The 10,939-nt window shown below is 51.2% G+C and carries 4 protein-coding genes and 1 tRNA gene; 4 read left to right on the top strand and 1 reads right to left on the bottom strand.

The window, feature by feature from the left end; all coding sequences use genetic code 11:
• The first annotated feature begins 509 nt into the window (after nucleotides 1–509).
• The 4 genes from mgtA (at nucleotide 510) to VIS48_00750 (ending at nucleotide 10,388) form a co-directional block, all read left to right on the top strand.
• Nucleotides 510–3,137 carry a magnesium-translocating P-type ATPase gene (gene mgtA, locus VIS48_00765; GenBank protein HEY9164670.1) on the top strand — a complete coding sequence of 876 codons (2,628 nt, stop codon included), beginning with the start codon at nucleotides 510–512 and terminating at the stop codon, nucleotides 3,135–3,137.
• 343 nt (nucleotides 3,138–3,480) lie between these two features.
• Nucleotides 3,481–6,729 (top strand): glycoside hydrolase family 38 C-terminal domain-containing protein, encoded by a 3,249-nt coding sequence (locus VIS48_00760; protein HEY9164669.1) that lies wholly within the window; start codon nucleotides 3,481–3,483, stop codon nucleotides 6,727–6,729.
• Nucleotides 6,730–6,844: 115 nt separating this feature from the next.
• A complete protein-coding gene (locus VIS48_00755) occupies nucleotides 6,845–8,551 on the top strand; it encodes an AMP-binding protein (GenBank protein HEY9164668.1) in 1,707 nt (568 codons plus the stop codon).
• A 178-nt stretch (nucleotides 8,552–8,729) separates the two neighbouring features.
• Entirely contained in the window at nucleotides 8,730–10,388 is a 1,659-nt protein-coding gene (locus VIS48_00750; protein ID HEY9164667.1) for an amidase, read from the top strand.
• Nucleotides 10,389–10,540: 152 nt separating this feature from the next.
• Here the strand turns inward: VIS48_00750 and VIS48_00745 are convergent.
• Nucleotides 10,541–10,614: transfer RNA gene (locus VIS48_00745), tRNA-Arg, on the bottom strand.
• Between the last annotated feature and the right edge of the window lie 325 nt (nucleotides 10,615–10,939).

Here is a 10,939-nt window from a genome sequence, read left to right as displayed (position 1 = left end):
AGTGACATTGACAAATTCTCTTACTGTCATTCCCGTCCGACCGCAGGATCGGCGGCCGGATCGTGGGGACGTGCTCTTAGCGGGAATCTATCTCCATTCTCAACCATGGATTCCCGATAGGAGCGTTCGGGAATGACATTTGTGTTTTTTTGAACGGCGTAGAATACTCAACGATGGGACATTTCAATAGCGTCAAAATAGCCCACTACCGAAATTTTTTGTAGTTTGTTTCTGGCCAAGCAACTAAATTTGGTGGAAGTTCGCGTTGCCCCTTAAACAATTTGATAAAGATTCATTGTCCTAATTTCTTTCTAATGACGGTGCCTGTTGGTGCAATTCATTAATCTCAACTTGCGGTCTTTCTTCGTGTCATTCTCACGCAAGGTGTCGGCACAGCTGGGCGAGGTACTTTGAATTCGCAAGCATTCCGGCGAACATTCCGTTGCACGCGACAATTTGCCGGGCGATGGAATTGACCCCTGGAATCGTGATCGAGTCATGATGAGGCGATGAAGCTCTCACTCCCGAACATACTTCCCAAGATAATTCCTGCGGTCCAGCGAGGTGCTTTTAAAGCGGACATTTCGCCCGGCCTTCTGAGAGCAGCGACGCTCGCACCGGATGAGCTGTATACTCATCTGAACTCTTCACCGCAGGGACTCACTTCCGAGGAGGCCGAGCAGAGACTTGAAGAGCATGGCCCGAATGTGGTGGTACGGGAGAAGGGAAACGCCTGGCTCAAACTTTTGAAGACTGCGCTGATAAATCCTCTCGTAATCCTTCTTGCTGTCCTCGGGACGATTTCATTCCTGACACAGGACATCGAAACCGGAACAATCATATGTTCCATGGTATTGCTCGGGATCGTCCTGAGGTTCGTCCAGGAATTCCGGGCCGATACCGCAGCCGCGAAATTGAAAGCGATGATTCGCGTGACCGCGACCGTCGTCCGCGACGGGACGGCCGCCGAAATACCTCTCGACCAGATCGTCCCGGGCGACGTCGTTAAGCTCGCGGCCGGAGATATGATTCCTGCGGACGTCCGTCTGGTAACGTCGAAAGATCTTTTCGTAATCCAGAGCAGCCTTACGGGTGAATCTCTTCCTGTCGAGAAGTTCGACGTCGTGGAGGACGGCACGGTGCGGTCGGCAATTGAGGTCCGTAATCTATGCTTCCTCGGCACTAGTGTCGAAAGCGGCAGCGGGACCGGAGTGGTTGTCCACACCGGATTCGACACTTACCTCGGCGGAATGGCGGGCCTGATTACCGGCCAGGTACAGGAGACAAGCTTTGACAAAGGCGTCAAGAAGTTTACGTGGCTAATGCTGCGCTTCATGTTCGTGATGGTGCCTTTCGTGTTTTTTATCAACGGCATTACGAAGGGAAACTGGCGCGAAGCGTTTTTCTTCGCTCTCGCGGTCGCGGTCGGACTCACTCCTGAAATGCTTCCGATGATCGTCACCGTCTGCCTTTCGAAAGGCGCCATCGCGATGTCGAAGAAGAAAGTGATCATAAAACGGCTGAACTCGATCCAGAATCTCGGCGCGATGGACGTCCTCTGCACCGACAAGACGGGGACACTCACTGTGGACCACGTCATCCTCGAGCAGCACTGCGACGTTGTGCAGCAGGAAGACGAGAACGTGCTGATGATGGCTTATCTAAACAGCCATTTCCAAACCGGTTTGAGAAACATTCTGGATCGCGCGATACTCGCCCGCAAGGAAGTACCTGAACGGATTCACCTGCCCGATCATAAGAAGGTCGACGAAATACCGTTCGACTTCTCGAGAAAAGTCATGTCTGTTGTCGTCGAGCTGCCCGATTCCAAAACGCGAATGATAACTAAGGGAGCTCCTGAAGAAATCTTCAGAAGGTGTACTGATTTTGAAATCGACGGAGAGATCCACCCGATCGATCCCGTGCTGATCACCGATCTGAAAGAGGAGTACGAACGTTTGAGCAGCGACGGGTTCCGCGTCCTCGCGCTTGCGTACAAGGACCTGGAAAGAAAGCAGGCGTACACCAAAGACGACGAAAGCGGAATGATCTTGAAAGGATATCTCGCGTTCCTCGATCCTCCGAAAGAGACCGCTTTACCGGCAATCCGGGCACTTCAAAGTCACGGCATCACCGTGAAGGTCCTGACAGGCGACAATGAGCTTGTGACAAGAAAAATTTGCAGCGAGGTCGGGCTGGAGGTCGAGCACATCCTCCTCGGCGGGGAAGTGTCCCAGCTTTCGGACGAGGATCTCGCGCAGGTGGCAGAAAGAACCACGGTTTTTGCGAGACTGTCGCCCACCGATAAACAGCGGATTGTGAAAGCACTGCAAAGCAAAGGCCACGCGGTCGGTTTCGTGGGCGATGGCATCAACGATTCGCCGGCACTGAGAGCTGCAGACGTCGGCGTGTCGGTGGACTCCGCCGTAGATATCGCGAAAGAATCCGCGGATGCGATCCTTCTCGAGAAGAGCCTGATGGTCCTGGAAGAAGGAGTGCTTGAAGGAAGAAAAGTCTTTGCGAACATCCTTAAGTATATCCGCATGGGCGCGAGCTCTAATTTTGGAAATATGTTCAGCGTACTCGGCGCCAGCATCTTCCTACCGTTCCTTCCGATGATGCCGGTCCAAATCCTGACGAACAATCTGCTCTACGATATTTCGCAGACGTCTATACCGACCGACGAGGTCGATGTGGAACAAGTAGCGAAACCCAGACCCTGGTCTATCAGCGAGCTATCAAGATTCATTCTCTTTATCGGGCCGATCAGCTCCGTGTTCGACTACAGTACATATTTCATAATGTTATATGTTTTTAACTGTTGGAATCCGATTCACGCGCCACTTTTCCAGACCGGTTGGTTTGTTGAGTCCCTTTTGACTCAGACTCTGATCATTCATGTCATCCGAACGAATCATATACCGTTCATCCAGAGCCGCGCCAGCTGGCCGCTAATGGTGACAAGTGCGATCGTCATGATAATCGGGATCTGGATCCCCCATTCTCCTTTCGGACCAGCGCTCGGGTTTGTCGGTCTTCCCGGCCTCTACTGGCCGCTTATTGTGCTTACGCTGATTTGTTATGTGGTCCTCACGCAGTTCGTTAAGAATTTCCTTCTCAAGAAAGCGTGGCTGTAAGTCCCTGAACGCTGGTTCGTCGTGACTGGATTGTTCCAGCCAGCACCTGCCTCCTACCTCCCCATGGCCTTTCTTCACTAATTTCTGCTCCAATTCATTTTTCCAACCTCGTCGCCTTGCGAAGTTTTGAACGGATGATGCTAGATCAAATCGACCTTCGTGGTCTTCTTGCGGGAAGTGTTCGCAAGGTTGGCGCAGAATTGCTTCGAACAAGAAAAAGAACCAAATTTATCGGCCGCGATGGTTTGGATAAATCTATCGAACAATTTTCTCATTCCAACCGGAAGAGAATTAACTCCGCTGAGCACGGCATCCCCGCGCCCTCCAGAAAGATGAGCGACGAATGAATTCCTTCTTTAGAATTTCGCTGACTTTGTTCTTCATTCTACCGTTTTCAAAAGCTGATTCACAGCCTATTGTTCAGACACATGTAGACGCGCTTGCCCGAGCACTCGATTCGCTGGCGGCATCAGTGAATGTCAACAACTGGAAAGTCAGTCCCGATTTGTCCACCGGTCTTCTGAAAGGCGATCCGACTTCTTCCGGTTTTGACGACTCAAAGTGGGACAATGCGAGACTCGGGGACGAAATCGATCTCGACTCGTGTTGGATCAGAAAAGTATATGTCCTTCCCGACACTATTTTCGGAAAGCCCGTCAGAGGAAAGGTGAGCCTCCTCGTAAAGTTCGACAACTACGGTTACATGTACATCAACGGTGTCGATTACGGCTATTTCGCCTACGAACAAGAATTTTTATTGACGGAAGATGCTAAGCCGGGAATGCAATTCGTAATTGCCATTAAGGCGGTCAATGGCGGAGCAATGATGCACCTGTTACGGGCTGAACTCAGAAACGACATCATTAGCCGTCTCCCCGATCTAATGCAGGACCTCTCGCTCAGTCTTCGTGTTGGACAGAAACTTCTCAGCTTTGATACATACCAGACTAATGCCCGCGTGAAAGTCGATCCACATATCGACAAGTCTAAAATAAGTCACGACGAGAAGGTCGGGTTGAACGATCTCCTGCAGGATCTCGCGAGCAAAGTCGACGTCGCTGCACTCGAGCACGGTGAGACGCAAAAGTTTATATCGTCTGTCGATTCGGTAAGGCCGCAGCTGAAAGCTATAGACGATTTCGTAAAGCAGTTTACTCTCTACTTCGTCTCGAATGCACATATCGATGCGGCATGGCTGTGGCGTTATCCCGAAACAATCCAGGTTTGCAGGAACACTTTTGCGTCGGTGCTCCACATGATGGACGTGAGGCCAGACCTCACGTACGCGCAAAGCGCGGCCGCCTACTACAATTGGATGGAGAGAGATTATCCGCGGGTGTTTGACGGCATCAAACAGCGAGTAAAAGACGGGCGATGGGAAGTCGTCGGTGGAATGTGGATAGAGCCGGACTGCAATCTCCCCAGCGGCGAATCGTGGTTTCACCAGCTCCTCTACTCTCAGAAATATTTCAAGAAGAATCTCGGAGTCGAGGCCAAGATCGGCTGGAACCCCGATTCATTCGGATACGACTGGAATATGCCGGAATTCTATACGAACTCCGGGATCGACGCGTTCATTACCCAGAAAATAGGGTGGAACGAAACGAACGTGTTTCCATACCGCTTGTTCTTCTGGGAATCCGCTGACGGATCGAGAATCCTGAGCTACTTTCCTTTTGATTATGGGACCGAGATTTCGAACCCGTACCAACTGACCGACTGGCTCCGGCAGTTTGAAGCAAACACCGGCTTCACGAACATGATGGTCCTCTTCGGGATCGGAGATCATGGCGGCGGACCGTCGCTTGAAATGATGAAACGCATCGATCATCTCAAGACTCTTGACATTTATCCAAGAATTGAATTCGGAACGACGGCGAAATATATCGACTGGCTGAAGAAGAACGACCTTTCGAAACTGCCGGTGTGGGACAGCGAACTTTATCTCGAGTATCACCAGGGAACTTTCACGACTCAGTCGGAGACCAAGAAGGCAAACAGGAAATCGGAAGTCCTGATGACCAATGCGGAGAAGTTTTCCACGATCGCGACGATGTACGGCCGGAAATACAATAGCGATGATTTTCAAAATGGATGGCGTGAAGTGATGTTCAACCAGTTCCACGATATACTACCGGGTTCCGGTATTCGCGAGAACTACATCGATGCCGCGAAGCGATATGAGAAGGCGGAAGAGATAGGCAAGTACCAGCTCGATGGCTCGCTCGACGAGATCGAAAAGCAAATCAACACTTCGAAGCTGAAGGGAAAACCGATCGTCGTCTATAATCCTCTATCATGGGACAGAACCGATGTGGTCAAGTTGAAACTTCCCTCGGGCGATCTCAGAGATTACTCGCTCTTCGATTCGAAAGGTGTTGAGATTCCTTCGCAGGCAGTTGACCTGAGCGAGTATTCCCGCGAAATAATTTTTATCGCGCGCGATGTGCCGTCTCTCGGTTATAAAACTTACGAACTCCGCGAAGGCAAATCGCGCGTTGCGTCGACCGATCTGAAGATTGACTCTACAACTCTCGAGAACCAGTTCTACAAAGTGGTTGTCGACCCCGATTCCGGGTGGGTGAAGAGCATTATCGACAAGAAGAAAGGAAGGGAAGTGCTGGACGGGTTCGGCAATAGGCTTCAGTTCCTTGAGGACAAACCGAAACAATGGGACGCGTGGAACATCGGGTTCACCGGAGTCGAGTACCCCTCGACCTTCAGGAAGATAGAAGTTGTGGAGAACGGCCCGGTGAGAGTGGTGCTCCGGGTTTACAGGGATTTTCTGAAGCCGGGCCAGGTCGGTGCGTTCCCGACCGACAATTTCCCCAGCTCCTTCTTTAAACAGGATATCATATTGTACAACGGAATTGACAGGGTCGATTTCGGGCTCGACGCGGATTGGTGGGAAACACACGTTATGCTTAAAGTAGCCTTCCCGCTTAATATCCACGACTCTCTCGCGACTTATGAAATTCCGTACGGTTCGATAGTGCGTGCCACGATACCCACCGACAGTTGGGAGAAAGCAGAGTTCGAGGTGCCCGCCGAAAGATGGGCCGACATGTCTCATGACGATTTCGGCGTAAGCCTCCTGAACAAGTCGAAATATGGATACGATACGAAGGGAAATGTAATGCGCCTTTCACTACTGCGCTCGCCCGTGTGGCCCGACCCAACTGCAGATCGTGGTGAACATGAAATCAAATACGCAATTTATTCTCATGCAGGGAGTTGGAAGGATGGAGGAACTGACCGCGAAGGGTACGATTACAATTATCCTCTTATTGCCGAGTTCGGGTCGATCCACAATGGCAAGCTACCTGCGGAACATTCATTCTTCACGTTGTCCCCATCGAACCTTGTGCTGACAGTAGCAAAAAAAGCCGAGGAATCGGATGCCTGGATAATACAGTGGTACGATGCCGAAGGCACGAGCTCAAAGGCTGAGCTCACTCTTCCGCGTGTCCCTAAACGAGTGCTCGAATCGAATTTCCTCGAAGAAGATGGCAAGGAGGTTCCGTTCGCAGGCGATCGCGTGATCCTGGAGACGAAGAAGAATTCCGTTTCCACTATAAAGGTCTGTTTTTAGATTTTAAAACTTCGAACTTGATGCAGGAGCACCATGCGGCATCTGACTGCAATTCTGACAGATTGACCGTGCTCGAGAAACAGAGAAGAGGCAAAAGCCAGAAAGAGGATCAGTCATGAAAAAGAATCTCAAGTTCTTCGACGTGCCTCGCATCAATTCGGTTCAGCACATGCTCCTCGAATCGGCGCGGAGGTACGGTCAGAAACTCGCCCTTGAGGATCTGAATGACACACCGATCGGCAGGCTGAGTTTCCAGGGGCTGCTTGATAACGTTTTGCGGTTCGGAACCGCGATGCGAAGCATTGGGATTAAAGAAAGGGACCACATCGCGGTCATCGGTGAGAACCGCGTTCAATGGGCACTCGCGTATCTGACATCCATGGCATTTAATAATGTGGTAGTGCCGGTCGACAAGAATCTCGGGGTCAACGAAATTCTGAACATACTTCACGAGTCCGATGCGACAGCTGTGATCTTCTCGGAGACATACGAACCTATGTTCCGCGAGAAGAGACCATCGCTGCATAATCTGAAGCATTACATAAATATGGACTCGAAAGAAGAAGATGACGGATTCCTTCCGATGAGCAGGATGATCTCGTCGACGAAGGGAATCGATCAAGGCCAGCTGCCGGACATCAATCCCGACGACCTGGCGGTAATCATATTTACGTCCGGAACGCTCGGGCGCGCCAAGGGAGTCATGTTGAGCCAGAAAAACATCGCCTCAAATCTCATGGACATGGTGAGCATGTTCGGGATTTTCCCGACGGACAGCTTCCTCTCCGTCCTTCCCATCCATCATACTTACGAATGCACGTGCGGCTTATTGTGCCCGCTCTACGGCGGCTCGTCCGTCCATTTCGCGAGATCGCTCAAGACTATCGTCGAGGATCTCCAGCGTGTGAAGCCGACGATACTCCTTGCTGTACCGCTTCTTTACGATAAGATGTTCAAGGCGATTTACAGGGGAATAAAAGAGAAGAAGCTCGTAGCACCCATCATACGTCCGATGATCAGGGCTACGGACCTCCTCCAGAAGATCGGCTGGAAGGGCTCGAAGAAACTCGTGTTCAAGGAGATCCATCACAGGTTTGGCGGTTCGATCCGATGCTTCATTGCCGGCGGTGCGGCACCCGATCCGGTCGTAGCGAAGGGTCTACGAGAATTCGGATTCGGTTTCGTGCAGGGATACGGGCTGACTGAGACATCGCCGATTCTCGCGCTTAACCGGCTCGATTGTTTTAAGGATGACGCTGCGGGGCTTCCGCTTTCACATGTTGAATTGAAAATAAGTGAGCCGGATCCGGAGGGACACGGTGAAGTATTTGTAAAAGCACCGAACGTGATGGTCGGCTACTATAAAAACGACCAGGCGACTAAAGACACGATGGACGACGGATGGTTCAAGACAGGAGATATCGGATTCATAGATGAAGACGGATTTCTGCATATCAGCGGGCGAAAGAAGAATGTAATTATATCCAAATCCGGAAAGAACGTTTTCCCGGAGGAAATTGAAGACGTGCTGAACCGGAGTCCGTTCATACTCGAGAGCATGGTATACGGCGAAGACAACGCGAAGGAGGGAGAAATCATTGGCGCCCAGATCGTCGTGGACGCGGAATCGTTTATTGAGGTGTCGGAGTCGAAAGGGATAAAGATTACACCTGAGTTGATAAACGAGATCATCGACGGCGAAATAAAAAGGGTAAACCAGGAACTTCCTTCCTATAAGCAAATCAAGAAATTCTTCGTACGCGATGAGGAATTTCAGAAGACCACGACGCAGAAGATAAAGCGGTTCACCGTAAAGACTTAGGCGCTGAGATGAAAGGGATGACAAATTCGCAGAAGAACTGTCGGGCATAAAATTTCAGGAGATGTTCATTTCGGAATAGAGTATCGTTCATATTTGATCTGGCAATTACTCGGGATGTATGGTCGGCTATTACCTGACTTCGAGTTGCGATTAAACAATCAGGAGAGGAGGAGACACCATGGGGAAGAAGAGATCGAGAACTGAAATAAACACTGATCTTGGACGGAGGAATATATTAAAGACCGCGCTGGCCGGCGGAGTTGCGGCGGTCGCGTTCCCGTCTTTTGTGAGGTCCGGCTCGACTTCTGCACGCTCGTTCGAAGTTCAGTCGTCTGAATTTGACGAGATCACTGTCGGCGTGCTGCAGGCGGGTATGGAGTCCGGAAAATACACGTCTCGTTCCATCGTGGAACATTATCTTTCGAGAATCGACGAGGTAGACAAACACGGTCCGATGGTGAACAGCGTCATAGAATTAAATCCCGATGCCCTCGACATCGCCGACCAGCTCGATAAGGAGCGAAAAGAAAAAGGTTCGCGAGGTGCGATGCATGGTATACCGGTTCTGATAAAAGACAATATCGATACAGCCGATAAGATGATGACCACGGCGGGTTCACTCGCTCTCGTCGGCTCGAAGCCGCCGGGCGATTCTTTCCTCGTCGGACAGCTCCGAAAAGCCGGAGCCGTCGTACTCGGTAAAACTAATTTGAGCGAATGGGCAAATATCAGGTCGAGTCATTCCACGAGCGGCTGGAGCGGCCGGGGCGGACTGACCAGGAATCCCTACGCACTCGATCGTAACACTTCCGGATCAAGCTCGGGATCCGCGGCAGCAGTCTCCGCAAATCTGACAGGAGTTGCTGTCGGTACGGAGACTGACGGCTCGATTGTCAGTCCGTCTTCGTTAAATGGCATCGTCGGTATCAAGCCAACTGTCGGACTGGTAAGCAGGACAGGAGTGATCCCGATTTCGCACTCACAGGACACGGCCGGCCCTATGGGGCGCAGCGTCAGGGACGCGGCGACGCTCCTCGGAGCACTTGTAGGAGTCGACTCCGCTGACAAAGCAAGCAAGGCGAGCAAAGGAAAATTCTTCACAGATTATACGAAATTTCTGGACGCTGACGGACTTAAAGGTGCGAGGATAGGAGTTGTGCGGAGCTTCTTCGGATTTCATGAGGGAGTCGACACCGTGATCAACACCGCCATCGCGGCGATAAAATCCGCCGGTGCTGTGCTCGTTGATCCGGTTGAAATAAAATCTCTGGCCAAGCTCGGCAACGCCGAGGACCTGGTTCTGCAATACGAATTGAAATCGGACATGAAGGCTTACCTCGAAAGGCTCGGGCCAGACGCGCCCATGCACACGCTGAGTGACCTGATTGGTTTTAACGAGAAGAACAAGACTAAAGAGATGCCCTATTTCGGTCAGGATCTATTCATAAAGGCCGAAGCAAGGGGACCGCTGACAAACAAAGAATATCTGGATGCGCTGGCGAAATGCCGCAAGCTTGTCAGGCAGGAAGGCATAGACGCGGTGATGAAAAAATTCAATCTCGACGCTCTCGTTGCGCCGACGGACAGTCCTGCGTGGCTGACGGATCTGGTCGATGGAGATCATTTCCTGGGTGGAAGCTCTATGCCTGCCGCAGTCGCAGGCTACCCCAGTGTGACCGTGCCTGCCGGTTTTGTTTTCGGCCTTCCAATTGGGATTTCGTTCTTCGGACTCGCTTGGACCGAGGCGAAGCTGATCAAGCTCGCGTATTCATTCGAACAGGCGACTAAAGTACGTAAGCAGCCGGAGTTCAAGTCGACGGTTGATTTGAAAGCGTAAGTTGATCTCCTGACCGGACGAACGGGTATTCAGACGCTGTGACGTCGGACAGCCGCTTTCAGTTGAAGGGGAAGGTCCACCTGTGCGAATTCTACTTTGAGTTTCGACTTCCGACATGAGCGAGCGCTAACGGGAACGTGCTTGAAGGGGAGTACGCCCAGTTGGACTCGAACCAACAACCTACGGCTTAGAAGGCCGTTGCTCTATCCAGTTGAGCTATGGGCGCGTGTGTTAAATTTAATTCTCTTGAAGCATAAATCAAAAATCGATAGTGTCTCATTTTCAATTAGGAGAGTAGCGCTCCAGATAGGGCCTTCGGAAAAAATGGCGATTAGGAAATTTCCAGGGCAGGATCAAGAAACAAATACTGTTCGACGGCGCCGAAGGCGCCTAGTTTATTTGTTTCTTCTGAGTGGAAATTTCCAGCCGTTTTTTCCGATAGCTACACTTCACGAAGCGTTTCGCGTAGTGAACGCTTGATTTTTCTCCGCCGGAGGACGGATCCGCCTTCGGCGGACTTTGGTACTTTCCGGCGCCTGTCCCGATTTCAA

It is taken from the genome of Candidatus Kryptoniota bacterium, from assembly GCA_036567965.1.
In the GTDB taxonomy this organism is placed as follows: Bacteria; Bacteroidota; Ignavibacteria; order Kryptoniales; family JAKASW01; genus JAKASW01.
Note: the sequence above shows the minus strand (reverse complement) of the source record. Positions and strands in the feature narration are given on the sequence as shown.

Coding starts and splice junctions, on each gene's coding strand:
- mgtA (HEY9164670.1), top strand. CDS start 510: ATGAAGCTCTCACTCCCGAACATACTTCCCAAGATAATTCCTGCGGTC.
- VIS48_00760 (HEY9164669.1), top strand. CDS start 3,481: ATGAATTCCTTCTTTAGAATTTCGCTGACTTTGTTCTTCATTCTACCG.
- VIS48_00755 (HEY9164668.1), top strand. CDS start 6,845: ATGAAAAAGAATCTCAAGTTCTTCGACGTGCCTCGCATCAATTCGGTT.
- VIS48_00750 (HEY9164667.1), top strand. CDS start 8,730: ATGGGGAAGAAGAGATCGAGAACTGAAATAAACACTGATCTTGGACGG.